The following is a 24,824-nucleotide window of genomic DNA, read 5'->3' as shown; positions in this document are numbered from 1 at the left end:
TATCGCACATTGTTACCACAAAGAAAAAACCTCTCCGTCTTGGAGAGGTTTCATTTAACTAAGGATAGGTAATTAACTCAATCAGATAGGTTTAATTCTGTGCTTTGGGCTCTGCTTTCACTGAATGCGTTACATCGCTTTGTTGAGGGTCGAGTTTGATAAACAAGGCTAACACACCCATCGCCGCCATCGCCCAAAAGACATTGGCACCCCAGTGTTCGTAACCCCAACCACTTAAGGTCGTCATCAAGGCGATGAACGCCCCTAATGGAATTGCGTTATACAGGGCTTGTAGCGCGACCATCTTACGAGCTTCCGAATGTTGGATGTATTGAATCGCCGCAATGTGCGCCATCGCAAACGTCACACCATGCAGAAGCTGAATCAAAACCAATGCCATCAATGCGGTGGTTGAAGCCGTCAGTCCCCAACGAGCGATCACGCCCAGCGCTGCCACTACGAACATTGCGCGCAGTGTCCAGCCGGCGAATAGACGTTTACTCAGAGCAAAAATCGCCACTTCAGCAACCACACCTAAACTCCACAAGTAGCCGATGATGTCTTCTGAGTAACCTGCGCCTTTCCAGTAAATAGAACTAAAACTGTAGTAAGCCGCATGACTGCCTTGGATCAGCGCCATCAACACCAAGAATTTAACCACAGGCCCTTCGCGCAATAGCTCGGTCAACTTCGGTCTTTCTGTTTGCTCTTCCTCTTTAGTCACCGGCATTGGGTTTACTCGACGCATGGAAAGCAGTAAAGAAACCAACACACCAAACAACGCCGTATAAAGAATCATATCAGTGCCAAATCGCGCCACCATGAAACCCACCACGGTTGAGCCGGCAATGAAAGCAATCGACCCCCATAAGCGGGTACGGCCATAATCGAGCATTTTTAAACGGGCATAGTAATTCGCCATCGCATCCGATAGCGGCACAATCGGGCCACAGCAGAGGTTAAACAGCACCGTTGCGAGCGCCATTAGCCAGAAGTTTCCACCGGTAAAAAAGTGGAACCCCACAAACAGCAACGAAGCAAAGCTCAACCAACGCAGCGCTGGCATAAGGTGCTCGACTTTATGGAGTCGAGGCGTTAACACCATATTGGCCACACAGCGAGTGGCAAAACCTATCCCCACCAACAAACCAATATCAGTCGGCGAAACTCCCTGCTCCTCAAACCACAGCGCCCAGAATGGCAGATAGACACCATAGGCAAAGAAGAAACCAATGAAGTACTGGGAAATCCAGCCGTAAGGAGATGGAGTGAGCATGATGACCTCAAAGTGCGAGTAAGGAGGGTATTATCAACTGCCTTCGAGCAAATAAAAAGGGAACAATCTGGTAATTCCCCTTTCCCTATTGGCATTTCGTATAGAAACAGTCTTGCTCACCTTCGACCAAAGTCGTCTGGTAGAAAACTCATAATCACGCACACTTAGGGATATGAAACTTTGTGTGAGTCAGTGAGCATGCCAGATAAATTTAATATGCATTCCCCGCCGTTCGACAGGCTAGATGCTCAGCAGCAAAACCGTCTGAGAAGTTCGCTTGATGTTGCTTACTACCGCACCAAGGAAACCCTGCTTCAGCCTGGCGTTGCAAGCCAACACCTGCATATTCTGATCAAAGGCGCAGTAGAAGAACGCTCTGAAGACGACAGCGAAATCTTTGCTCATTATGCCAATGATGATCTGTTTGATGTGCGAGCACTTTTTGAAGAATCGGTAAAACATCGCTACATCGCTTTAGAAGATACGCTGGCTTACTTACTGCCGAAGTCTGTGTTTATTGAGCTCTACAATGAAAATGGCCAGTTTGCCGCCTACTTCGACAATAACCTAGCTCGCCGACAAGAGCTGATTGAAGCGGCGCAACAGCAACAAAACTTAGCCGAGTTTATTCTGACCAAAGTCGATAAATCGATTTATCACCCACCGATGGTGATCTCGCCAGATCAGCCACTCAACCAAGTGACGCAGACCCTCAAAGAGAATGGTCTCGACTCGGCGCTAGTCAGATTAAAAGACACCGATGTTCGGTTAGTCGAAGATTCACACTCACTGCCCTACGGCATTATTACACGAACCAATATGCTCCATGCGGTCATGCTCGACGGTCACCCCCTAGACACGCCAGTCGGCAAAATCGCAACGTTTCCTGTAATTCATGTAGAGGATGGTGAGTTCCTTTTCAACGCCATGATTAAGATGACGCGTCACCGTGTCAAACGGGTCATGGTGGCGGATGGCAAAGACGCCGTCGGCATGCTCGATATGACGCAAATTCTCAGCGCGTTCTCTACTCACTCACACGTTCTAACACTGAGTATTGCTCGCTCTTCCAGTATTGAAGAGTTAGCGTTAGCGTCGAATCGGCAACGTCAGTTGGTTGAAAGCCTACTTAGTAATGGTATTCGCACCCGCTTTATCATGGAGCTAATATCGGCGGTGAATGAACAGATTATCGAGAAAGCCTTCGAGTTGATTGTTCCCCCCGCCCTTCACGATCATTGCTGTCTGGTCGTTTTAGGCTCAGAAGGGCGTGGTGAACAAATCTTAAAAACCGACCAAGACAATGCGTTGATCGTCAAAGATGGGCTTGAATGGCATCAATGCGAATCCGTTATGGCTAAGTTCACGCATACCTTGCAGCAGCTGGGTTACCCACTCTGTCCAGGCAACGTGATGGTAAACAATCCGAAATGGGTCAAAACGCAAAGTGACTGGAAACGCACCATCAGCCAATGGTCTAAACCTAATGCTGCCGAGCAAGTGATGGACTTAGCGATTTTCACCGATGCCCACGCCATCGCAGGTAACAAATCGCTGCTCGAACCGGTCAGTGAGCACTTAAAACAACTGATGCTCAATAACATGCTGGCCCTACAAGATTTCTCTCGCCCTGCACTCCAGTTTTCTCTGCCTTTGACTCTATTTGGCAATGTGAAGAAAGAGAAGCAAGGCGTCGACGTAAAAAGTGGTGGAATCTTCCCTATCGTGCATGGCATTCGCACTCTATCTCTGGAATACGGAATCGAAGAAAAGAACACCTTTGAGCGCATAGAAGCCCTGCGCAATAAACGTATCTTGGAGCCAGAGACAGCCGATAACCTCAGTGAAGCGCTAAAATTATTGTTCAAGCTGCGCCTGAATCAGCAGCTGAGTAATCAACATAGCCATAACCGTATCGACCTAAAACAAATTGACCGAACCGAACGTGACTTACTGCGCCACAGTCTACATGTGGTTAAAAAGTTTAAGCAGTTCTTGGGTTATCACTACCAAATTCGGGACTAAATGATGAATTGGCTCAAACGTCGTTATTGGTATTACAAACTCAAAGGCTCGCCTTACCGGCCCCTATTTGCGGAGGTAAAAAAAGGCGAGTATGTCTCGCTCGATTGCGAAACCACCAGCCTTGACCCGAAGCGAGCCGAACTCGTCACCATTGCAGCGACCAAAATCATCGACAATCGCATCATTACCAGTAAACCGTTTGAGGTCAGACTCAGAGCTCCCCAGTCTCTCGATTCTGGTTCAGTAAAGATTCACCACATCCGCCACCAAGATCTGGTTGATGGCATTGATGAAAAGCAGGCCCTGCTGCAGTTACTCGAATTCATCGGTAATCGACCTTTGGTTGGCTACCATATTCGCTACGACAAAAAGATTCTCGACCTCGCTTGTCAAAAACAATTGGGATTCCCTTTGCCCAACCCTTTGATTGAAGTGAGTCAGATTTATCACGATAAGCTTGAGCAACATCTACCCAACGCATACTTTGACCTCAGCTTAGATGCGATCTGCAAGCATTTAGATCTGCCGCTGCAAAACAAACACGACGCTCTGCAAGACGCCATTGCCGCGGCACTTATCTTCGTTCGCCTAACAAAAGGTGATCTACCTAGCCTAAATCTGCCTTACCGACGCTGATTCAAGTTACGACCTATCTCTCAATTTGGCTTTTAATCCATTCATTTATAAGCAGATACCTCTCTCTCATCCTAAAGTCTAATTGTCGAATTAACGATGGTGCTTGAAAGTTAAGGCACAGGGATTTTTCAACGTCAGGGTCACAGGACCTAATCGTTTTAAACGGACACTTGCTCAATTCGAATGAAAAGAGCCCAAGGAGAAAAGCAATGAGTGAAGCCCATATTTATCCGGTTAAAGAAAACATCAAAAAGAACACACACGCGGATAACGATACTTACCAAGCGATGTACCAACAGTCAGTGACTGATCCGGTTGGTTTCTGGAGTGAACACGGCAAAATTGTTGATTGGATGAAGCCTTTCACTCAAGTTAAAAACACTTCATTTGATACTGGTCACGTTGATATCCGTTGGTTTGAAGACGGAACACTCAACGTGTCAGCTAACTGTATTGACCGCCATCTTGCTGAGCGTGGTGATGACGTTGCGATTATTTGGGAAGGTGACGATCCAAATGATGATGCAACACTAACGTTTAAAGAACTGCACAAAGAAGTGTGTGAATTCTCTAACGCACTGAAAGAGCAAGGCGTTCGCAAAGGCGATGTCGTGTGTCTTTACATGCCAATGGTAACGGAAGCCGCGGTTGCAATGCTGGCTTGTACCCGTATTGGTGCGGTTCACACTGTGGTATTTGGTGGTTTCTCTCCTGAAGCACTTTCTGGCCGCATCATCGATTCAGACGCAAAAGTCGTTATCACTGCTGACGAAGGCGTTCGTGGTGGCCGTGCGGTTCCATTGAAGAAAAACGTCGATGAAGCACTGACCAATCCAGAAGTGAAGACTATCGAGAAAGTGATTGTCATGAAGCGCACTGGCGGCGATGTGGATTGGCATGAGCACCGTGACGTTTGGTGGCATGAAGCAACAGCGAACGTTTCCTCAGACTGCCCACCAGAAGAAATGAAAGCGGAAGACCCGCTATTCATTCTCTACACTTCTGGCTCAACAGGTAAACCAAAAGGCGTACTACACACCACTGGCGGCTACCTAGTGTATGCAGCGATGACGTTCAAATACGTCTTTGACTACCAACCTGGTGAAACCTTCTGGTGTACTGCTGATGTAGGTTGGATTACTGGTCACACTTACCTAATCTACGGACCACTGGCTAACGGCGCTAAAACAATCCTATTTGAAGGTGTTCCGAACTACCCAAATACTAACCGTATGAGCCAAGTGGTCGATAAGCACAAAGTCAATATCCTTTATACCGCTCCTACTGCAATCCGTGCCCTAATGGCGAAAGGTAATGAAGCGGTTGAAGGCACCTCTCGTAGCAGCCTACGTGTGATGGGCTCAGTGGGTGAACCCATTAACCCAGAAGCTTGGGAGTGGTACTACAAAACCATCGGTAACGAAAACTCACCGATCGTTGATACATGGTGGCAAACGGAAACTGGCGGTATCTTGATTGCGCCACTTCCAGGGGCGACGGACCTAAAACCAGGTTCAGCAACACGTCCATTCTTCGGTGTTCAGCCTGCTCTTGTTGATAACATGGGTAACATCATTGAAGGCGCGACTGACGGTAACCTTGTTATCCTAGATTCATGGCCAGGTCAGATGCGTACCGTTTACGGTGACCATGAGCGTTTCGAACAAACTTACTTCTCTACCTTTAAAGGCATGTACTTCACCAGTGATGGTGCTCGCCGTGATGAAGATGGTTACTACTGGATCACCGGCCGTGTTGATGACGTGCTAAACGTATCTGGCCACCGTATGGGTACAGCAGAGATTGAATCAGCGTTGGTTGCTCACGATAAAATCGCGGAAGCGGCGATTGTGGGTATTCCACACGATATTAAAGGTCAGGCAATCTACGCTTACATCACGCTAAATGATGGTGAGTTCCCAAGTGCTGAACTCCACGCTGAAGTGAAGAACTGGGTACGAAAAGAGATTGGCCCTATCGCAACACCTGACGTGCTGCACTGGACAGACTCTCTGCCGAAGACTCGTTCAGGTAAGATCATGCGCCGTATCCTGCGTAAGATTGCAACCGGTGATACTAGCAACTTAGGTGACACTTCAACGCTAGCGGATCCAAGCGTGGTTGATAAACTTATCGCCGAAAAAGCAGAACTGGCGTAATAACGCGTCACTTTCTTTAGATCGTCTAAAAGCCGTCACATTGTGGCGGTTTTTTCTATTTACCGACCGAAAAACTCCTCCGCCCACTCTCCTCATCGAACAAAAAATGTTATCTGTGTAACAGATTTTCCGTTTCAAACAGGGAGATTAGACCAGTAAATTGCTGCGATTTGCGCTGAATTAGCTATAATCTGGTTCTATTTCAAAGATCCAGCCCTATTTTTAACAAAATAGTCACGCTGAATCGCTCAAAACATGGGAATATTCCAGTTCATATCATGAAGTAGGAAGATGGCAGCACAATGACAGCACAATCGCGCATTCTTGTTTTAAATGGTCCAAATCTCAACCTGTTAGGCCTACGTGAACCGGCACATTACGGTTCTTCAACCTTACCGCAGATTATCGACACATTAACCGAGCAAGCTCAAACAGCAGGATTTGAATTACAACACCTGCAGTCAAATCGTGAATATGAATTGATAGAGGCTATCCACGCAGCATATGGCAACGTTGACTTTATCATCATCAACCCAGCTGCTTTTACTCATACCAGTGTCGCTCTAAGAGATGCTTTACTGGGTGTTGCTATCCCATTTATTGAGGTGCACTTATCCAATGTGCATGCTCGTGAACCATTCCGCCACCACTCTTATCTGTCTGATAAAGCAGAAGGGGTGATTTGTGGCCTTGGTGCACAAGGTTACGAATTCGCTCTGTCTGCAGCGATCAACAAACTGCAGGCAAAGTAACTTAATTACTTAGAACAAGTAAACAAACACTCTGCGGCTCACTAGAGCTGTCTTATTCACAAGATAAAAGAGAAAGAAAAAATGGATATCCGTAAAATCAAGAAGCTTATCGAGTTAGTAGAAGAATCTGGCATTGCTGAGCTAGAGATTTCTGAAGGTGAAGAGTCGGTACGCATCAGCCGTAACGGTACAGCAGCGCCTGCGCCTGTACATTACGCAGCAGCACCAGCGCCAGTAGCAGCGGCTCCAGCTCCAGCGGCGGCACCTGCTCCAGCAGCAGAAGCGGCAGCACCAGCAGTTCCTGCGGGCCACCAAGTTCTTTCTCCAATGGTAGGTACTTTCTACCGTTCTCCAAGCCCAGACGCGAAATCTTTCGTTGAAGTGGGTCAAACAGTTAGCGCTGGCGACACACTGTGTATCGTTGAAGCGATGAAAATGATGAACCAAATCGAAGCTGACAAATCTGGTGTTGTTACAGCTATCCTAGTTGAAGACGGCCAACCAGTTGAATTCGACCAACCACTTGTTGTTATCGAATAATAGAGGCTCTCTCTTATGCTAGATAAATTAGTCATCGCGAACCGAGGTGAAATTGCACTTCGTATCCTTCGCGCATGTAAAGAATTGGGCATCAAAACAGTTGCGGTTCACTCAACAGCTGACCGTGACCTAAAACACGTACTGCTTGCAGACGAAGCAATTTGTATCGGTCCTGCTCGTGGCATCGACAGCTACCTAAACATCCCTCGCATTATCTCTGCAGCGGAAGTAACAGGTGCAGTTGCGATTCACCCAGGCTACGGCTTCCTATCTGAGAACGCAGACTTCGCAGAGCAAGTAGAACGCAGCGGCTTTATCTTTGTTGGCCCTAAAGCGGAAACTATCCGCATCATGGGTGACAAGGTTTCTGCTATCACAGCAATGAAAAAAGCGGGCGTACCTTGTGTACCGGGTTCTGATGGTCCTTTGGATGATGACGAGCAAGCAAACAAAGCACACGCGAAACGTATTGGTTACCCAGTAATCATCAAAGCGTCGGGCGGCGGCGGTGGTCGTGGTATGCGTGTTGTTCGCTCAGAGAAAGAGCTAACAGAAGCAATCGCTATGACACGTGCAGAAGCAAAATCGTGCTTCAACAACGATATGGTTTACATGGAGAAATTCCTAGAAAACCCACGTCACGTTGAAGTTCAGGTTATTGCTGATGGCCAAGGTGGCGCAATCCACCTAGGTGAGCGTGACTGTTCTATGCAGCGTCGTCACCAGAAAGTGGTTGAAGAAGCACCAGCACCAGGTATCACTGAAGAAATGCGTAAGTACATCGGTGAACGTTGTACTCGTGCATGTCTAGAAATCGGTTACCGCGGCGCAGGTACGTTTGAGTTCCTATACGAAAACGGTGAGTTCTACTTCATCGAAATGAACACACGTATTCAGGTTGAGCACCCAGTCACTGAAATGGTGACTGGTGTTGACCTAATCAAAGAGCAGCTACGTGTTGCAGCAGGTCAACCACTGTCATTCACTCAAGATGACATTAAGATCCGCGGCCATGCTATCGAGTGTCGTATCAATGCTGAAGACCCAGAGCGCTTCCTACCTTCACCAGGTAAGATTGAACGCTTCCATGCTCCAGGCGGTATGGGTGTTCGTTGGGAATCGCACATCTACACGGGTTACACAGTTCCACCTCACTACGATTCAATGATCGGTAAACTGATCACGTTTGGTGAGAACCGTGACGTAGCCATTGCTCGCATGAAGAATGCACTAGGTGAGATGATTGTTGAAGGCATCAAAGTGAACGTATCTCTACAAGAGTCGATCATGAACGATGAAAACTTCCAGCACGGTGGTGCTAACATTCACTACCTAGAGAAGAAACTAGGCCTGCAATAAGCCTCGATTCTGAATCTTGAAAAATGCTCACTTCGGTGAGCATTTTTGTTTTAGGGTATTTATTAACCTATAAAAGCGCCCGTTTTCTGCTAAACTCTGCGCCAAATCACATCAATCAATGTAAAGAGCTCATACTCATGCCTTGGATCCAAATCAAACTCAATGCGACCAATGAGAACGCTGAACAGATCGGCGATATGTTAATGGAAGAAACCGGCGCACTTTCTGTTACCTTTTTAGATGCTCACGATACGCCTGTATTTGAGCCATTACCCGGTGAGACGCGCTTATGGGGTGATACGGATATCCTTGCACTGTATGACGCTGAAGCAGACACCAATTTCATCATTGAGCAAACCAAACTAAGCGGCCTGCTACCAGAAGGTTTCGCTTACAAAGTGGAACAGCTTGAAGATAAAGATTGGGAACGTGAGTGGATGGATAACTTCCACCCAATGAAGTTTGGTGAACGCCTATGGATTTGCCCAAGCTGGCGCGATATCCCTGAACCTGACGCGGTCAACGTGATGCTAGACCCTGGCCTGGCGTTTGGCACTGGTACACACCCTACAACAGCTCTCTGCCTAGAATGGCTTGAAGGTTTAGACCTAACAGGTAAGACCGTGATCGACTTCGGCTGTGGCTCTGGCATTCTAGCGATCGCTGCGATCAAACTGGGCGCAGAAAAAGTTATCGGGATCGACATTGATCCTCAAGCGCTATTAGCGTCAAAAGACAATGCTGAGCGCAACGGTGTTGCCGAGCAGCTTGAAGTGTTCCTACCTCAAGACCAACCTGAAGGTCTGATCGCTGACGTGGTTGTGGCAAACATTTTGGCCGGCCCACTGCGTGAACTTTCTTCTATCATCAAGTCTCTAGTTAAGCCAAATGGTGAGCTTGCAATGTCGGGTGTTTTAGATACACAGGCAGAAGATGTTGCAGACTATTACCGTGATGAGCTTCACATTGATCCTATCAAAGAGCAAAGTGAATGGTGTCGCATCTCTGGCCGCAAGCAAGGCTAGACAAGACTTTGCGAGTTAATTGACTGATTTTTAGGCGTTTTGCGAAAACAAATTGTAAATGCTCAAATATTAGTCTTTTCACAGCGCTAAAAAATGCGTAAAATGCGCGCCCTTGCTCGGTTAGAACTGTGATGACGTTTTGAAAATCGGAAACTACCAACTTAAGAACAATCTCATCGTTGCCCCTATGGCAGGTGTGACTGATAGACCATTCCGTGAGTTGTGTCTTCGCTATGGTGCGGGGATGGCCGTCAGTGAAATGATGTCGTCAAATCCGAAACTATGGAAAACGTCAAAATCAAAGCAACGCATGGTACATGAAGGCGAATCGGGCATTCGTTCTGTACAGATTGCAGGCGCTGATCCACAGCTTATGGCCGACGCTGCTCAGTTTAGTGTTGAAAACGGTGCGCAAATCATCGACATCAACATGGGCTGTCCAGCCAAAAAAGTGAATAAGAAGCTAGCGGGTTCTGCCCTACTTCAGCATCCAGATATCATCGAAGATATTTTGAAAGCTGTCGTAAATGCAGTTGATGTCCCTGTGACATTAAAAACCCGTACTGGCTGGGACACAGACAATAAGAACTGTGTTCAAATCGCGAAATTAGCCGAAGACTGCGGCATACAAGCTTTAGCCTTACACGGGCGTACAAAAGCATGTATGTACAAAGGGGAAGCCGAATACGACAGCATTAAAGCGGTAAAACAAGCGATCTCTATTCCGGTTATTGCTAACGGTGATATCGATAGCCCAGAGAAAGCGAAATTTGTCCTAGAGTACACTGGGGCAGACGCTTTGATGATTGGACGCCCTGCCCAAGGTCGTCCGTGGATTTTCCAGGAAATCCAACACTTTTTGGAAAACGGCACCACGATGCCTGATCTTCCTTATTCGGAAGTGAAAGACATCCTGCTTGGCCATGTGAATGCTCTTCATGAATTTTATGGTGAGTATTTAGGTCCACGAATCGCGCGTAAGCACGTGGGTTGGTACTTAAAAGAGCATGAGCAAGCAAGTGAGTTTCGCCGTACCTTCAACGCCATCGACGCAGCTGAGCTGCAACTTGAGGCGCTAGAAGGTTATTTTGATTTAGCCTAAATATCGGCAGTTACGGCTGCAAATATGACGGGTTTAACGTTGCATCATAATTAAGAGAAGAGCTAGACCGAATATGTTCGAACAAAATCTGACTTCAGAAGCATTAACAGTAACTACAGTAACGTCACAAGACCAGATTACTCAAAAGCCTTTGCGTGACTCTGTTAAAGCATCTCTTAAAAACTACTTGGCTCAACTAAACGGCCAAGAAGTAACAGAACTATACGAATTAGTTCTAGCTGAAGTTGAACAGCCACTACTAGATACTATCATGCAGTACACTCGCGGTAACCAAACTCGCGCAGCAACTATGATGGGTATCAACCGCGGTACTCTTCGCAAAAAACTTAAAAAATACGGCATGAACTAATCATTCATTCGGTATTAAAATTGAAAACCGGACTCACATTGTGGGTCCGGTTTTTTATTGCCTGCTGATATTGTTACGATCAATGTCATGCGACCAAACATTCATCAAACTGTGATCCATTACGATTGCACCCTACTTTAGTCGATATATAATGGTCCATTACATCTACGGATAGGTCCATCTACATGGTTGATATGCAAAGAGAAGAATGGCTGAGCCTGCTCCTTAAAGAGCTGCCAGAACGTCTGATCGTGATTGACCACCAAGGCCTTATCGTTGATGTATTCAGTGACGCCGACCAAACTGGCATTCCCTACCCTCTTGATAAATCACAAGCTTTCTATGAGCAGGCACCTAACGCTATTGCGGCACAATTAAAGGATGGCTTTGAGTTCGCGTTATCTCACGGCAATCGCTGCTCTTCACGCTACTCATTAAGCCCTAGTCAGTTACTACAGCTCTCAATTGAAGCGCTGCAAGAGTGGGGAGAGGTTGAAGAACGTTGGTTTGAGGCGACATTCAAACCGCTCACGCTATCAAATGGTCAGCGTTACATTCTGTGGCAAGAGAAAGAGATCACCCAAGCACACCAGCAAGAAGTGGAGCTTAAACGTCAAGCGGAAACGGATGAGCTTACCGGCGTGCTCAATCGCCGAGCGTTCACTCAAGGGCTAGAGCAAGCCTTTAACCATCCCGTTCAACCTGTTCTGTCTTGCTTAATGATTGATATCGACCACTTTAAAGAGATCAACGATCAAGTCGGTCATCTGTCTGGCGATGAAGTGATCACGCAAGTTGCACAGATCTGCCAAGGGCTCATTCGATCGAGTGACTATATTGGTCGCTTAGGTGGTGAAGAGTTTGGCGTTGTGCTTTCTCACACTAATGCCATCCAAGCTTATGACATCGCAGAACGAATTCGTCAGTCGATTGAAACGACGCCTTGCCGAGTGGATAACCACATTATTTATCCGACGGTTAGTATCGGCATTGCAGAACTTAACCGCCAAGTCAGTTCAACCCGAGAGCTATTAGTGCAAGCCGATAAAGCAATGTACTACTCCAAGCAAACGGGTCGGAATCAGGTGACGATTTTCTACGATAACTTACCTGATATCCAAACCAACACAGAACTTAAAGCCACCATTCTTAAAGCCTCTTAAGTTACTTCTTGCAGCAGCTTGAAGCCGCTTGATCTTCACTTGCTAATGCCCCCAAGATTGAACAATGACTCGCATCATCATCGATATGGCCACAACAGGCATCGTTGATTTTCTTTAGTGCCGAGCGAATCCGTGTCAGTTCACTGATTTTTTCATCGATCACAGAAAGCTTTGCTGTCGTAATCGCTTTTACTTCTGCACAGCTGTGCTCGGTCGCTTCGAGCTTAATCTCAAGCAGCTCACGAATCTCTTCTAAAGTAAGCCCAAGATCTTTCGCTTTAAGAATAAAACTGACCTGTTTCTGGTTTTCTTCATTGTAGAGCCGATAACCGGATTCACTGCGTCCAGCCGGTTGGATCAACTGGTTTTTCTCATAAAATCGCAGTGTATCTGCGGTCACATTACAGCGTTTTGCCAGTTCTCCAATTTGAAACATAACTTTTCCTATTAACTATTTCGTTACTTTTAACCGATAAAGACAAGCTTTTTGCAATTATTTTTGCGATGCCAAACGATTGCGCGAGCTTTTTTGTAATAAATTAGTTAGAATGTGCGCCATCAAACTCAGAGACTATTTTATCACCAGTGTTTACTGGAAAGGTCTTTACCAAAACTGGCCAATATTCTGCGCAGCTAAATATAGCGATAGTAGAAACAAGTTCACTTTTGGCAAATATCTTTATCTTTCATATTAACTCTGTGACTTTGAGGAATTGAAGCATGACTAACGCTCGTCCTATTCGCCGCGCTCTGATCAGCGTATCAGACAAAACTGGTATTGTTGAGTTTGCACAAGCTCTAGCTAACCGTGGCGTTGATATTCTATCAACTGGTGGTACGGCTCGCCTACTAGCAGAAAAAGGCATCTCTGTAACGGAAGTATCAGACTACACTGGTTTCCCTGAAATGATGGACGGTCGCGTTAAGACTCTTCACCCTAAAGTTCACGGTGGTGTGCTTGGTCGTCGTGGTCAAGATGATGAAGTGATGGAAACGCACGGCATCAACCCAATCGACATGGTTGTAGTCAACCTATACCCATTCGCAGAAACCGTAGCAAAAGAAGGCTGTACTCTAGCTGACGCGGTTGAGAACATCGATATCGGTGGTCCAACAATGGTTCGCTCTGCTGCGAAAAACCACAAAGACGTAACTATCGTTGTGAATGCTCACGACTACGACCGCGTTATCGCGGAAATGGACACGAACGAGAAATCTCTTACTCTAGAGACTCGCTTCGACCTAGCTATCGCAGCATTCGAGCACACGGCTTCTTACGATGGCATGATCGCTAACTACTTCGGCACTATGGTTCCTTCTTACGGAGAGAACAAAGAGGGTGACGAAGAGAGCAAATTCCCTCGCACCTTCAACCAGCAGTTCGAGAAAAAGCAGGACATGCGCTACGGTGAGAACAGCCACCAAGCAGCAGCATTCTACGTTGAAGCAAACCCTGAAGAAGCGTCTGTTTCTACTGCTCGCCAAATCCAAGGTAAAGCCCTTTCTTACAACAACATCGCTGACACTGACGCAGCACTTGAGTGTGTGAAAGAGTTCGACGAGCCAGCATGTGTGATCGTTAAGCACGCTAACCCATGTGGTGTAGCACTAGGAAAAGACATTCTAGAAGCTTACGACCGTGCGTTCAAAACAGACCCAACGTCTGCATTTGGCGGCATCATCGCATTCAACCGTGAACTAGACGCAACAACAGCAACAGCTATCACTGAGCGCCAATTCGTTGAAGTTATCATTGCCCCTTCTGTTTCTGCTGAAGCAGTAGAAATCGTAGCTGCTAAGAAAAACCTTCGCCTACTTGAATGTGGCGAATGGACAACCAAGACAACTGGCTTTGACGTGAAGCGCGTTAACGGCGGCCTGCTAGTTCAAGACCGTGACCAAGGCATGGTGTCTGACGACGACCTTAAAGTAGTGTCTAAGCGTCAACCAACGGCTGAAGAGCTGAAAGATGCCCTATTCTGCTGGAAAGTAGCGAAGTACGTGAAATCAAACGCGATTGTTTACTCGAAAGGCGACATGACTATCGGTGTCGGCGCTGGCCAAATGAGCCGCGTTTACTCAGCGAAAATCGCAGGTATCAAAGCTGCAGACGAAGGTCTACAAGTTGAAGGCTGTGTAATGGCATCAGATGCATTCTTCCCATTCCGTGACGGTATCGACGCGGCTGCAGAAGCGGGCATCAAGTGTGTGATTCAACCAGGTGGTTCTATGCGTGATGACGAAGTTATCGCAGCAGCAGACGAGCACGGCATGGCGATGATCTTTACCGGAATGCGTCACTTCCGCCACTAATTCTCTCTTCGTATTTGGCACTGTGGCGTCGTTAGCTGCTTTCGCCCACCCCGGTCACATAGCGAGCTATGCTCCCGGGGATGGGCTCAATTGCTGCCTCGCCACATCACCAACTACTTTGAGCAAGACTTATGATTTGTTTTTTTAAATATTCCGATATTTGAAATACGTAGAGCAAGTCAGTGACTTTAGTTCAAGGAAAACACGCGGAGCTTATGACTATAAGTGAGCATGTTTGACACAGAAATAAAGGCTCTGAAGCAGCTATAAGGATTTTAAAACATGAATGTATTGATTATTGGTGCTGGCGGTCGCGAGCACGCTTTAGGCTGGAAAGCAGCACAAAACCCAAATGTTGAGACAGTATTCGTTGCACCTGGTAATGCTGGTACAACTCTTGAGCCTAAGCTTGAGAACGTAAATATCGGCGTTGAAGCAATCTCTGAGCTGGTTGCATTCGCACAAGAGAAGAAAATCGAGCTAACGATTGTTGGCCCTGAAGCGCCACTCGTTATCGGTGTGGTTGATGCTTTCCGTGAAGCAGGCCTTCCAATCTTTGGCCCAACCGAAGCAGCAGCGCAGCTAGAAGGCTCAAAAGCATTCACTAAAGACTTCCTCGCTCGTCACAACATCCCAACCGGCGCTTACGCTAACTTCACCGAGATTGAGCCAGCTCTAGCCTACGTTCGTGAACAAGGCGCGCCAATCGTAGTGAAAGCTGACGGCCTTGCGGCTGGTAAAGGCGTTATCGTTGCGATGACTCTTGAAGAAGCAGAAGATGCAATCAAAGACATGCTGGCTGGAAACGCGTTCGGTGAAGCCGGCAGCCGCGTAGTTATCGAAGAGTTCCTAGAAGGCGAAGAAGCAAGTTTCATCGTGATGGTTGACGGCTCTAGCGTTCTACCTATGGCCACCAGCCAAGACCACAAACGTGTTGGCGACAAAGATACAGGCCCTAACACTGGAGGCATGGGTGCTTACTCTCCAGCTCCTGTGGTTACTCCTGAAATCCACAACCGCATACTTGAGGAAGTTATCTACCCTACCGTGCGTGGTATGGATGCAGAGGGCGCACCTTACACTGGTTTCCTTTACGCTGGCCTTATGATTGCAGCAGACGGCACACCTAAGGTTATCGAATACAACTGCCGCTTTGGCGACCCAGAGACGCAACCTATCATGATGCGTATGGAATCAGACCTTGTTGAGCTATGTCTAATGGCTATCGACGAGAAGCTAGACGAAGCGGAATCTAAGTGGGATCCACGCGCATCGATCGGTGTAGTACTTGCCGCTGGCGGTTACCCTGCTGATTACGCGAAAGGTGACGTAATTTCTCTACCGGCTGGTGAAACAGAAGGTCAGAAGATCTTCCACGCAGGTACAGCAAACAATGCAGCAGGCGACGTTGTGACTAACGGCGGTCGTGTGCTTTGTGCAACCGCGCTGGGTAACAGTGTTTCTGAAGCACAAGAGAAAGCGTATGCATTGGCTAAGCAAGTGAGCTGGAATGGTATGTTCCACCGCAACGACATCGGCTACCGTGCAATCGCTCGCGAGCAAGAAAAATAAATAACAACATCAGTTGGCTTAACTAGAAAAGGCGCTCAATGAGCGCCTTTTGTTTATCTAGTATTAGTAGGGTAATCCCTTATTCTTCAATCAAGCTAGGTCGCTCGATACAATCATGGCTGTCATCCGACAGCATCAACAGCTCTTTCACCACAACTTTGTTGCTACGCGTTGAGCCAATAAAAGAGGCGTAACTATCTACCGACGATAAGCGGTTGACCACAAAGCTTGGTAGAGTCTCATTGAACTCAACTTGCTCATAGCTTCGACCAGAGCAAGTATCAAATGTAGAGCCATCCCAATAGCCTTGAATCAACCTAGCGCCGTCTCGATTTTGCTGTTTGGTCAGTTCCGGGATATTTGCCGCTTCTTGCTTTAACCAAGCAATTTTATCGGCTTTTAAAGGCAGAACCCTGCCATCGAGTCGATACTGCTGATAAACCGCGTCTCCGGCTTTATTGAAGCGAACATGAATACGATACGGCACAAGCGAACCATCTTTGAGCTGTTCGCCCTCACGAATCAGTTCTCGCAGTTCTCCCTCATCCCAGCGATAGTCGGTTTTGTACGAACCATAATCCCCAGACGCCACATAATCAGCCGCAGTATAAGGGAAGGTCAAACGCTCGGTATACCAGTATAAGCTGGTTGCGTCACCCATCGTCTGTCCACCGGTATAGTCAGAAAACTGGTCAAGGTTAGGGGTCGGCACGCTAGAAGAACAGCCGATCAAGAAAGAAGTAATTAGTGAAGGTAGAAGAAATTTTTTCATCGTCATAAAACAAATATACGCCAAGATAGGAAAGACTACCTTGGCGTATTATATACAATCTCGAGTTTGAAACTCTGAAATCAGCAACTAATTATTTTACTGAATCTTTCAGTGCTTTACCTGCTACGAATGCAGGAACGTTCGCTGCAGCGATTTGGATCTCGTCACCAGTTTTAGGGTTACGGCCAGTGCGCGCTGCACGGTGGTTAACTTTGAATGTACCAAAACCAATTAGTTGAACCTGGTCACCCTCTTTTAGTGCACCAGTCACACCTTCAAGAGTAGCTTCAAGAGCAGCTTTAGCTTGTGCTTTAGATAGGTCTGCTTTCTCTGCGATAAAGTCGATTAATTGGGTCTTGTTCATTAGGTTTCCCTTCTCATATGTTATCGAATTCAACTCACTCTAAATCATAAATGCCCCATCTGGCAAAGGTTTGTAAGCGATCTTTGGCTTTCATGACGTACTTTTAACCATAATCTGAGCTTTAACTCACAATTTGTTACTCTGTAAGGAACAGTTAACACTTGTTTTTAACCCAGTTTGGCCTTATTTATAAACAAGCGAAAGCCCGTAAAGCCTGATAGTGCGGGGCTTAAAGCGAATACAAAATGTCCACTGTAATCATGCACAGGTTCGAAAAGTCAGACTTTTCATGCAAAATTTATGGTGGAGATAACCCTATATAGGACACTTATGTTGTTGCTAACTATATACGTCTCTGTTGCGATTGGCGTATCGTTTATCTGCTCCGTATTAGAAGCGGTTCTTCTGAGTATCTCACCAAGTTATATCGCTCAATTGCGTCAGCAAGGCCACCCTGCAGCTGACGCGTTAGCAAAGTTAAAAACAGACATCGACCGTCCACTGGCATCGATCCTTACCCTTAACACCATCGCTCATACAATAGGTGCGGCTACAGCAGGTGCTCAAGCTGCGGTTGTATTTGGTAGCGAGTGGCTTGGTGTATTCTCTGGCGTATTAACGCTGGGTATTCTAGTGTTGTCAGAAATCGTACCTAAAACAATTGGTGCAACATACTGGCGTCAGCTAGCACCAATGGCAGCAACAACATTACGTTGGATGGTGTGGGCGTTAACACCGTTTGTGTGGTTCTCAGAGCAGATCACTAAACGCTTGGCTCGTGGCCATGAAGCGCCAAAGATGCGTGATGAACTATCAGCGATGGCAATCCTAGCTAAAGAGAGTGGCGAGTTTGCTGAGGGTGAATCTAAGATCCTTAACAACCTGCTCGGCATTCAAGATGTGCCTGTTACGCAGGTAATGACGCCTCGTCCAGTGGTATTCCGCGTCGATGCAGAGATGACGATTAACGAGTTTCTCGATAAACACAAAGAAACGCCGTTCTCGCGTCCACTGGTATATAGCCAATCAACGGATAACATCATTGGTTTTGTCCACCGCTTAGAGCTATTCAAGCTACAGCAAGCCGGCTGTGGCGAAAAACAGCTAGGTGCCGTGATGCGCCCAGTACACGTGCTGTTCAATACTCTGACTCTGCCAAAAGCGTTTGAGCAGATGATGGCAAACCGCCTGCAGCTTGCAATGGTGGTTGATGAATACGGGACTATTCAGGGCATTTTGACCCTAGAAGACGTGTTTGAGCACCTAGTTGGTGAAGAGATTGTCGACGAGGCTGACCGCACAACAGACATGCAAGAGCTCGCTTTTGACCGCTGGGAAAAATGGAAAGAAAAACACGGCGTTATCGAAAATCGCGATGATGACGATGAAGAGCAAGAAAAGCCTTCAAGCACTGATGACTCGAAAGAGAGTAAATCATAGATACAATAAAGGGAGCCGATGCTCCCTTTATTTTTTAAATCGCTTTATAAGCTAACGCCGATGTTACTCACACCTTCATCACGCAGCTCGGCACGCAAATCTTTAATTAAATCGATATCACGTTCTTCAGCTTCACGTAGAGGACGGAAGATAGCCCACTGAACATCCCATTCACCGCACACTGCTTCGTTTTGCTTTTGGTTTTCGTTAGTGATTTCTTCGCCTGTTTGCGCTTCTTCAAGTTGAGCAACCGTCATTACCGATTGCTGACTCACTTTATGCATGTTCTCAAAAAGGTAATCACGAACCAACAGACCATGCAATAGGTGAGAAAGCGATACACAAGCATCAATCGCAGGGTAAACACCGTAGAAATTGAAGTCTTCAGAGGTTGGAATGATCTCTTCAAGCTTCTCTAACTGACGCTCGAAGTTCACTTTTGCTGTTTTGACCGTAAGCTGCTCCCAGATGCTGTCCAGAACATCGCGATACACGCGCGCCTCTGCAAACTCTGTGCTATCACAAAACATCGCATAGTTTGGGTACATACGTTCACACAGGCTCGCCATAAAGGTAATCTGTTTCCATGGTTCTAACTTCTCAAGACGAAGCTGAAGAGGATTCTGTAGCATAGAGACTCTTAGGGTCTGTTGACCTAGTTGCTGAATTAGACAGCGAAAGTGTACTTGATAACCAGCAGGGAAAAAAGCAAGGCGATGAACAATTTCACTCATAAAGTCTATCTACTCACTGAAGATAATCCATATTACCTCGCACTATTAGATCAATTGACGTTACCTGATATAGAAATCACCTCTGATAAGGAACAAGCGACGATTCTTTTAGCTTCCCCACCCTTAGCAGCTAAGTGCTTTGAAGAGTTTTACAATGTCGAGTGGGTGCAATCTATCTATGCAGGCGTCGACGCCCTCGTTCCATGTCTAGAGAGCTTTGCAGGTGAGTTGACCAATGTTAAAGGCATCTTCGGCCAACAAATCTCTGAATATGTTCTCGGTTATACCATTGAACACTACCGCCACTTTACTCACTACCACCAGCAACAAGCGCAAAAGGCTTGGTCACCAAAACCTTATCAATCACTGGCGGGTAAAAAGATGGTGATTCTAGGTACAGGTTCAATAGGAGCTTATCTCGCCAATGCAGCTAAAGCGTTTTCCGTTGTACCGATTGGTATAAATCGCAGCGGGATTCCAAGCAAAGGTTCGCCATTTGAGTCGACTTACCATATTCAAGAGTTAGCTACCGCCTTAGAGCAAGCGGATATTATCGTCAACACTTTACCCAACACACCTGAAACTCAACATATTTTAAATAGCGACAGCTTATCGCACTGTAAAGATGCTTTACTCTTCAACGTTGGTCGCGGCAGCGCAATTGATCAGCAAGGGCTACTAGAATCACTGGAATCCGGCTCTATTAGCCACGCTTTTCTCGATGTGTTTGAGCAAGAGCCATTAGATAATTCTCATCCTTATTGGCAACACCCGAATATCACCATCACACCGCATATTGCTGCGCTCAGCTTTCCTGAGCAGGTGGTGGATATCTTTGCGGAAAACTACCAACGCTGGCGAGATGGGTTTGGTTTAATCAACACTGTGGATTTGGATAAAGGCTACTAGTACCGAGAAAGATATATGTTGGATGATTTGCTGCGCCAAGTAAGAGCTTGTCGGTTGTGTGAAGAGAACTTGCCCCTTGGCGCAAACCCAGTCATACAAGCTTCTGAATCTGCAAAGTTATTGGTTATCGGCCAAGCTCCTGGAACTCGTGTCCATGAAACTTCAATCCCTTGGAATGACCCAAGCGGTAACAGGTTAAGAGAGTGGCTAGAGCTCGATAAAGAGACCTTTTACGACCCCAGTCAGGTTGCCATTATGCCAATGGGCTTGTGCTATCCGGGTAAAGGGAAAAATGGTGACTTACCGCCAAGAAAAGAGTGCGCCCCTAAGTGGCACCAAGCGGTATTAGATCAGTTACCCAATGTCGGTATGACCTTACTGATTGGCCAGTACGCACAAAACTACTATCTAAACGATAAGCCCAAGACGCTAACTGAAACCGTGCAGCAGTGGCAGCGCTGGGCACCAAATTATTTACCACTGCCCCACCCTTCACCAAGAAACACATTATGGCTAAAGAAGAATCCATGGTTTGAAGCGGAAGTAGTGCCGTTTATTCGGGGCTACGTGCATCAACATCTAGGCACATAGCTAACTAGCAGATACAAAAACGGAGACCGATGTCTCCGTTTTTGTTTAATTTAGTCTGAGCCAAACAAGTCGCGGGTATAAACTTTATCTGCTACATCTGCCAATTCTTCTGCCATTCGATTAGAGACAATGACATCCGACATCTCTTTAAAGGCATCTAAATCTCGCAAGACTTCTGAATGGAAGAATTCACCTGTTTCAAGCACCGGTTCATATATCAAAACTGTAATCCCTTTAGCCTTCAAACGCTTCATGATGCCTTGAATTGATGACGCACGGAAATTATCAGAGCCCGATTTCATTACCAAACGATAGATACCAACAATATTTGGGTTACGCTTTATAATCGATTCAGCAACAAAGTCTTTGCGAGTACGATTGGCATCTACAATAGCCCCAACAATATTATTCGGTACATCCTGATAGTTAGCTAAAAGTTGTTTAGTATCTTTTGGTAGGCAATATCCACCATAGCCAAATGACGGATTATTGTAATGGTTACCGATACGAGGGTCTAAGCCAACACCTTCAATTATTTGACGACTGTCTAAACCATGCGCTTCAGCATATGAATCTAACTCGTTAAAGTATGCGACACGCATTGCGAGGTAAGTATTTGAGAACAGTTTTACCGCTTCCGCTTCAGTGGAGTTAGTAAGCAGTACTTCAATATCCTGTTTCTGAGCTCCTTCAACTAACAAATCAGCAAACTCTTGAGCGAGCTCACTTTGCTCACCCACGATGATGCGTGATGGATGCAAGTTGTCGTAAAGCGCCTTACCTTCGCGAAGAAACTCAGGGGAAAAAATGAGGTTTTCGCAGCCTAGCTCTTGCTTAATACGCTCAGTGTATCCAACGGGTACCGTAGACTTAATCACCATCACCGCATTTGGGTTAATCGTCATTACGTCCTTAATCACAGACTCTACTGTAGATGTATTAAAGTAGTTTGTTTCTGGATCATAGTCAGTAGGTGTAGCAATAACAACGAACCGTGCATCAGCATAAGCAAGCTGTTTATCGGTGGTCGCAATGAAATCAATGCGTTTATTGGCTAAGAAGTCCTCGATTTCAGTATCAACAATTGGAGATACCTTGTTATTAAGAAGCTCCACTTTTTTTTCAATAACATCTAACGCCACCACCTGGTGGTTTTGTGCAAACAACATCGCGTTAGAAAGACCTACGTATCCTGTACCTGCTACTGCAACTTTCACTGCTAACCTCTTCTTTTATTTGAAAATGACCAAATCGCCCTATCAAATAAGGGCGAAGAGATTCATTTCACAAATGTTCCATGATGAATATGGAGGATAGTGACCAGATGTGCATATGACATCAAGCAAGCATGGAAGGAACTTCCGCACTTATTAGAAGTGAGACACTTATTTCAACGGATAGATATTTTTCTGCTTAGAAAACAAAAAAACGGAGACCGAAGTCTCCGTTTTCAATTTCACTATGAATAGCGAGGGGATGATTACATCATACCGCCCATGCCACCCATACCGCCCATGCCACCCATATCAGGCATTGCAGGAGCATCTTTAGCTGGTAGGTCAGTAACCATAGCTTCAGTTGTAATCATTAGGCCTGCTACTGATGCTGCAAATTGAAGAGCTGAACGAGTTACTTTAGTTGGATCTAGGATGCCCATCTCGATCATGTCACCGTATTCGCCAGTTGCCGCGTTGTAACCGTAGTTACCTTCACCAGCGCGAACGTTGTTAGCAACAACAGACTCTTCATCACCTGCGTTCTTAGTGATTTGACGGATTGGCGCTTCCATTGCACGTAGTGCTACACGGATACCAACGTTTTGCTCTTCGTTGTCACCTTCAAGGTTAGCAACTTTAGATGCTGCGCGAATAAGCGCTACACCACCACCAGCAACCACACCTTCTTCAACCGCTGCGCGAGTTGCGTGAAGTGCATCTTCAACGCGGTCTTTCTTCTCTTTCATTTCAACTTCAGTTGCTGCACCAACTTTGATTACTGCAACACCGCCTGCTAGCTTAGCAACGCGCTCTTGTAGTTTCTCTTTGTCGTAATCTGAAGTTGCTTCTTCGATTTGCTGACGGATTTGAGCAACACGACCTTGGATCATTGCTTCTTCACCTGCACCATCGATAATAGTAGAGTTTTCTTTGGTGATAGTTACGCGCTTAGCTTGACCTAGGTCTTCTAGAACCACTTTCTCTAACTCTAGACCGATCTCTTCAGAGATCACTGTACCGCCAGTTAGGATAGCAATGTCTTGTAGCATTGCTTTACGACGGTCACCAAAACCAGGTGCTTTTACAGCCGCTACTTTCACGATGCCACGCATGTTGTTTACAACTAGAGTTGCTAGCGCTTCGCCTTCTACATCTTCAGCGATGATGAGAAGTGGACGAGATGCTTTCGCTACCGCTTCCAGAGTAGGAAGAAGTTCGCGGATGTTCGATACTTTCTTATCGATTAGTAGAATGAATGGGCTTTCTAGATCAACGCTGCCAGCTTCTTGGTTGTTGATAAAGTAAGGAGATAGGTAACCACGATCGAACTGCATACCTTCTACGACGTCTAGCTCATCTTGTAGAGCCTGACCTTCTTCAACAGTGATAACGCCATCACGACCAACTTTTTCCATCGCTTCAGCAATAATGTTACCTACTGTTGCGTCAGAGTTCGCAGAAATAGTACCCACCTGTGCAATTGCTTTCGTATCTGCACATGGAACAGATAGCGCTTTTAGCTCTTCAACCGCAGCAACTACCGCTTTGTCGATGCCACGCTTAAGGTCCATTGGGTTCATGCCTGCAGCGACCGCTTTAAGGCCTTCGTTAACGATAGCTTGAGCAAGTACTGTTGCTGTCGTTGTACCGTCACCCGCAGCGTCGTTTGCTTGAGACGCTACCTCTTTAACCATTTGTGCGCCCATGTTTTGGAACTTGTCTTCAAGTTCGATTTCGCGCGCTACAGATACACCATCTTTAGTAATCGTTGGTGCACCGAAAGATTTGTCTAGAACTACGTTACGCCCCTTAGGACCTAGTGTTACTTTTACTGCGTCAGCTAGAACGTTTACACCTTCAAGCATTTTTACGCGTGCGTCGTTACCAAATTTAACGTCTTTAGCAGCCATCTTTTATTTCCTTTAAATTCTTTGTTTAATGATGCCAATATCATCCATTCTATAATCGTTCTTGCTTGCTAAAATCCTCTATAACTGCGTTAAGAATTTCGCAATTAGACCCACTAGTAGACTTCAATTCTTGCCTTGTTCTAGTGGATTTTTTCAGCGCAATTTTCCGTTTCTCGAATGAATGGTATTTGCATAGGCTAATATTTGAATCTGAGCAAAAAACTACTCAATGATTGCTATTACTCAACGATTGCCATGATGTCGTTTTCAGACATAACTAGCACTTCTTTACCGTCGATTTTTTCAGTCTTAGTACCGTAACCTTCAGCGAAGATAACCGTGTCGCCAACTTTTACGTCCAACGGTAGCACTGTACCGTTTTCTAGAATGCGGCCTTTACCTACAGCTAGAACTACGCCGCGAGTCGATTTCTCTGCAGCAGAACCAGTTAGAACGATGCCACCAGCTGACTTAGATTCAACTTCTTGGCGTTCAACGATAACTCGGTCGTGTAATGGACGAATATTCATCGGGTGTCTCTCCTGAAAATTTCCATGTTTGTTTGATAAACAGCTTTCAAAGCCTTGTGGTAACT

Annotated in this window: 23 protein-coding genes; 15 read left to right on the top strand and 8 right to left on the bottom strand. The window is 46.2% G+C overall.

Annotated elements, in window-relative coordinates; translation table 11 throughout:
* Positions 1 to 91: 91 nt before the first annotated feature.
* Positions 92 to 1,276: a 3-phenylpropionate MFS transporter gene (locus EJ063_RS15435; protein WP_126575240.1), complete on the bottom strand. Its 1,185-nt coding sequence runs from the start codon at positions 1,274 to 1,276 to the stop codon at positions 92 to 94.
* A gap of 198 nt (positions 1,277 to 1,474) precedes the next feature.
* Here EJ063_RS15435 and EJ063_RS15430 point away from each other — a divergent pair, with 198 nt between their 5' ends.
* The 10 genes from EJ063_RS15430 to EJ063_RS15385 all read left to right on the top strand — a co-directional run bounded on the left by EJ063_RS15430 (position 1,475) and on the right by EJ063_RS15385 (position 12,407).
* Positions 1,475 to 3,301, top strand: a complete 1,827-nt coding sequence (locus EJ063_RS15430; RefSeq protein ID WP_126575239.1) for a DUF294 nucleotidyltransferase-like domain-containing protein — start codon at positions 1,475 to 1,477, stop codon at positions 3,299 to 3,301.
* Between the two features lie 3 nt (positions 3,302 to 3,304).
* A complete protein-coding gene (locus EJ063_RS15425; protein WP_126575311.1) occupies positions 3,305 to 3,937 on the top strand; it encodes a 3'-5' exonuclease in 633 nt (210 codons plus the stop codon).
* A gap of 209 nt (positions 3,938 to 4,146) precedes the next feature.
* Positions 4,147 to 6,096 carry an acetate--CoA ligase gene (gene acs / locus EJ063_RS15420; protein WP_126575238.1) on the top strand — a complete coding sequence of 650 codons (1,950 nt, stop codon included), beginning with the start codon at positions 4,147 to 4,149 and terminating at the stop codon, positions 6,094 to 6,096.
* A 302-nt stretch (positions 6,097 to 6,398) separates the two neighbouring features.
* Complete coding sequence (gene aroQ, locus EJ063_RS15415; protein ID WP_126575237.1) at positions 6,399 to 6,848, top strand: type II 3-dehydroquinate dehydratase; 450 nt, start codon at positions 6,399 to 6,401, stop codon at positions 6,846 to 6,848.
* Between the two features lie 81 nt (positions 6,849 to 6,929).
* A complete protein-coding gene (gene accB, locus EJ063_RS15410; RefSeq protein WP_126575236.1) occupies positions 6,930 to 7,388 on the top strand; it encodes an acetyl-CoA carboxylase biotin carboxyl carrier protein in 459 nt (152 codons plus the stop codon).
* Between the two features lie 15 nt (positions 7,389 to 7,403).
* On the top strand, positions 7,404 to 8,747 hold the full coding sequence (accC, locus tag EJ063_RS15405; RefSeq protein ID WP_049844225.1) for an acetyl-CoA carboxylase biotin carboxylase subunit: 1,344 nt from the start codon (positions 7,404 to 7,406) through the stop codon (positions 8,745 to 8,747).
* A gap of 137 nt (positions 8,748 to 8,884) precedes the next feature.
* Complete coding sequence (prmA, locus tag EJ063_RS15400) at positions 8,885 to 9,772, top strand: 50S ribosomal protein L11 methyltransferase (protein ID WP_126575235.1); 888 nt, start codon at positions 8,885 to 8,887, stop codon at positions 9,770 to 9,772.
* A gap of 139 nt (positions 9,773 to 9,911) precedes the next feature.
* Positions 9,912 to 10,874, top strand: coding sequence for a tRNA dihydrouridine synthase DusB (gene dusB, locus EJ063_RS15395; RefSeq protein ID WP_126575234.1), 963 nt, complete (start codon positions 9,912 to 9,914; stop codon positions 10,872 to 10,874).
* Between the two features lie 73 nt (positions 10,875 to 10,947).
* Entirely contained in the window at positions 10,948 to 11,244 is a 297-nt protein-coding gene (gene fis, locus EJ063_RS15390) for a DNA-binding transcriptional regulator Fis (RefSeq protein ID WP_000462885.1), read from the top strand.
* Positions 11,245 to 11,429: 185 nt separating this feature from the next.
* A complete protein-coding gene (locus EJ063_RS15385; protein WP_126575233.1) occupies positions 11,430 to 12,407 on the top strand; it encodes a GGDEF domain-containing protein in 978 nt (325 codons plus the stop codon).
* A 1-nt stretch (position 12,408) separates the two neighbouring features.
* Here the strand turns inward: EJ063_RS15385 and zntR are convergent, their stop codons facing one another.
* Positions 12,409 to 12,843 (bottom strand): Zn(2+)-responsive transcriptional regulator, encoded by a 435-nt coding sequence (zntR, locus tag EJ063_RS15380; RefSeq protein ID WP_126575232.1) that lies wholly within the window; start codon positions 12,841 to 12,843, stop codon positions 12,409 to 12,411.
* 284 nt (positions 12,844 to 13,127) lie between these two features.
* Between zntR and purH the strand changes: the two genes are divergently transcribed.
* Both purH and purD read left to right on the top strand, forming a co-directional pair.
* The gene (gene purH, locus EJ063_RS15370; protein ID WP_126575231.1) at positions 13,128 to 14,720 is read left to right on the top strand and encodes a bifunctional phosphoribosylaminoimidazolecarboxamide formyltransferase/IMP cyclohydrolase; all 1,593 of its coding nucleotides are present in this window, start codon (positions 13,128 to 13,130) and stop codon (positions 14,718 to 14,720) included.
* Positions 14,721 to 15,002: 282 nt separating this feature from the next.
* Positions 15,003 to 16,292, top strand: coding sequence for a phosphoribosylamine--glycine ligase (gene purD, locus EJ063_RS15365; RefSeq protein WP_126575230.1), 1,290 nt, complete (start codon positions 15,003 to 15,005; stop codon positions 16,290 to 16,292).
* Between the two features lie 79 nt (positions 16,293 to 16,371).
* Here purD and EJ063_RS15360 read toward each other — a convergent pair whose 3' ends face one another.
* Together EJ063_RS15360 and hupA are read right to left on the bottom strand one after the other, a co-directional pair.
* On the bottom strand, positions 16,372 to 17,064 hold the full coding sequence (locus EJ063_RS15360) for a DUF1481 domain-containing protein (RefSeq protein WP_208640374.1): 693 nt from the start codon (positions 17,062 to 17,064) through the stop codon (positions 16,372 to 16,374).
* 91 nt (positions 17,065 to 17,155) lie between these two features.
* Positions 17,156 to 17,428, bottom strand: a complete 273-nt coding sequence (hupA, locus tag EJ063_RS15355) for a nucleoid-associated protein HU-alpha (protein ID WP_126575228.1) — start codon at positions 17,426 to 17,428, stop codon at positions 17,156 to 17,158.
* 330 nt (positions 17,429 to 17,758) lie between these two features.
* Here hupA and EJ063_RS15350 point away from each other — a divergent pair, with 330 nt between their 5' ends.
* Complete coding sequence (locus EJ063_RS15350; protein ID WP_126575227.1) at positions 17,759 to 18,868, top strand: CNNM domain-containing protein; 1,110 nt, start codon at positions 17,759 to 17,761, stop codon at positions 18,866 to 18,868.
* A 44-nt stretch (positions 18,869 to 18,912) separates the two neighbouring features.
* Here the strand turns inward: EJ063_RS15350 and EJ063_RS15345 are convergent, their stop codons facing one another.
* Positions 18,913 to 19,500: a YjaG family protein gene (locus EJ063_RS15345; protein ID WP_126575226.1), complete on the bottom strand. Its 588-nt coding sequence runs from the start codon at positions 19,498 to 19,500 to the stop codon at positions 18,913 to 18,915.
* Positions 19,501 to 19,584: 84 nt separating this feature from the next.
* On the opposite strand from EJ063_RS15345, the gene EJ063_RS15340 reads away from it, so the two are divergent.
* Together EJ063_RS15340 and EJ063_RS15335 are read left to right on the top strand one after the other, a co-directional pair.
* Positions 19,585 to 20,511: a D-2-hydroxyacid dehydrogenase gene (locus tag EJ063_RS15340; RefSeq protein ID WP_126575225.1), complete on the top strand. Its 927-nt coding sequence runs from the start codon at positions 19,585 to 19,587 to the stop codon at positions 20,509 to 20,511.
* Positions 20,512 to 20,526: 15 nt separating this feature from the next.
* Positions 20,527 to 21,102 carry a uracil-DNA glycosylase family protein gene (locus tag EJ063_RS15335; protein WP_126575224.1) on the top strand — a complete coding sequence of 192 codons (576 nt, stop codon included), beginning with the start codon at positions 20,527 to 20,529 and terminating at the stop codon, positions 21,100 to 21,102.
* A 50-nt stretch (positions 21,103 to 21,152) separates the two neighbouring features.
* On the opposite strand, the gene EJ063_RS15330 is transcribed toward EJ063_RS15335, so the two are convergent.
* The 3 genes from EJ063_RS15330 to EJ063_RS15320 form a co-directional block, all read right to left on the bottom strand.
* Complete coding sequence (locus EJ063_RS15330; RefSeq protein ID WP_126575223.1) at positions 21,153 to 22,319, bottom strand: nucleotide sugar dehydrogenase; 1,167 nt, start codon at positions 22,317 to 22,319, stop codon at positions 21,153 to 21,155.
* Positions 22,320 to 22,582: 263 nt separating this feature from the next.
* Positions 22,583 to 24,229 carry a chaperonin GroEL gene (groL, locus tag EJ063_RS15325; protein ID WP_053438774.1) on the bottom strand — a complete coding sequence of 549 codons (1,647 nt, stop codon included), beginning with the start codon at positions 24,227 to 24,229 and terminating at the stop codon, positions 22,583 to 22,585.
* A gap of 239 nt (positions 24,230 to 24,468) precedes the next feature.
* Complete coding sequence (locus tag EJ063_RS15320) at positions 24,469 to 24,759, bottom strand: co-chaperone GroES (RefSeq protein WP_004410737.1); 291 nt, start codon at positions 24,757 to 24,759, stop codon at positions 24,469 to 24,471.
* Between the last annotated feature and the right edge of the window lie 65 nt (positions 24,760 to 24,824).

This window comes from Vibrio aquaticus, assembly GCF_003970385.1.
Lineage (GTDB): Bacteria > Pseudomonadota > Gammaproteobacteria > Enterobacterales > Vibrionaceae > Vibrio > Vibrio aquaticus.
The sequence above is the reverse complement of the archived record's forward strand: the minus strand, read 5'-3'. Positions and strand labels throughout refer to the sequence as shown.

Bases quoted from the DNA above. Each gene is read 5' to 3' on its own strand.
- EJ063_RS15435 (WP_126575240.1), bottom strand. From the start codon at position 1,276: ATGCTCACTCCATCTCCTTACGGCTGGATTTCCCAGTACTTCATTGGT.
- EJ063_RS15430 (WP_126575239.1), top strand. From the start codon at position 1,475: ATGCCAGATAAATTTAATATGCATTCCCCGCCGTTCGACAGGCTAGAT.
- EJ063_RS15425 (WP_126575311.1), top strand. From the start codon at position 3,305: ATGAATTGGCTCAAACGTCGTTATTGGTATTACAAACTCAAAGGCTCG.
- acs (WP_126575238.1), top strand. From the start codon at position 4,147: ATGAGTGAAGCCCATATTTATCCGGTTAAAGAAAACATCAAAAAGAAC.
- aroQ (WP_126575237.1), top strand. From the start codon at position 6,399: ATGACAGCACAATCGCGCATTCTTGTTTTAAATGGTCCAAATCTCAAC.
- accB (WP_126575236.1), top strand. From the start codon at position 6,930: ATGGATATCCGTAAAATCAAGAAGCTTATCGAGTTAGTAGAAGAATCT.
- accC (WP_049844225.1), top strand. From the start codon at position 7,404: ATGCTAGATAAATTAGTCATCGCGAACCGAGGTGAAATTGCACTTCGT.
- prmA (WP_126575235.1), top strand. From the start codon at position 8,885: ATGCCTTGGATCCAAATCAAACTCAATGCGACCAATGAGAACGCTGAA.
- fis (WP_000462885.1), top strand. From the start codon at position 10,948: ATGTTCGAACAAAATCTGACTTCAGAAGCATTAACAGTAACTACAGTA.
- EJ063_RS15385 (WP_126575233.1), top strand. From the start codon at position 11,430: ATGGTTGATATGCAAAGAGAAGAATGGCTGAGCCTGCTCCTTAAAGAG.
- zntR (WP_126575232.1), bottom strand. From the start codon at position 12,843: ATGTTTCAAATTGGAGAACTGGCAAAACGCTGTAATGTGACCGCAGAT.
- purH (WP_126575231.1), top strand. From the start codon at position 13,128: ATGACTAACGCTCGTCCTATTCGCCGCGCTCTGATCAGCGTATCAGAC.
- purD (WP_126575230.1), top strand. From the start codon at position 15,003: ATGAATGTATTGATTATTGGTGCTGGCGGTCGCGAGCACGCTTTAGGC.
- EJ063_RS15360 (WP_208640374.1), bottom strand. From the start codon at position 17,064: ATGAAAAAATTTCTTCTACCTTCACTAATTACTTCTTTCTTGATCGGC.
- hupA (WP_126575228.1), bottom strand. From the start codon at position 17,428: ATGAACAAGACCCAATTAATCGACTTTATCGCAGAGAAAGCAGACCTA.
- EJ063_RS15350 (WP_126575227.1), top strand. From the start codon at position 17,759: ATGTTGTTGCTAACTATATACGTCTCTGTTGCGATTGGCGTATCGTTT.
- EJ063_RS15345 (WP_126575226.1), bottom strand. From the start codon at position 19,500: ATGCTACAGAATCCTCTTCAGCTTCGTCTTGAGAAGTTAGAACCATGG.
- EJ063_RS15340 (WP_126575225.1), top strand. From the start codon at position 19,585: ATGAACAATTTCACTCATAAAGTCTATCTACTCACTGAAGATAATCCA.
- EJ063_RS15335 (WP_126575224.1), top strand. From the start codon at position 20,527: ATGTTGGATGATTTGCTGCGCCAAGTAAGAGCTTGTCGGTTGTGTGAA.
- groL (WP_053438774.1), bottom strand. From the start codon at position 24,229: ATGGCTGCTAAAGACGTTAAATTTGGTAACGACGCACGCGTAAAAATG.
- EJ063_RS15320 (WP_004410737.1), bottom strand. From the start codon at position 24,759: ATGAATATTCGTCCATTACACGACCGAGTTATCGTTGAACGCCAAGAA.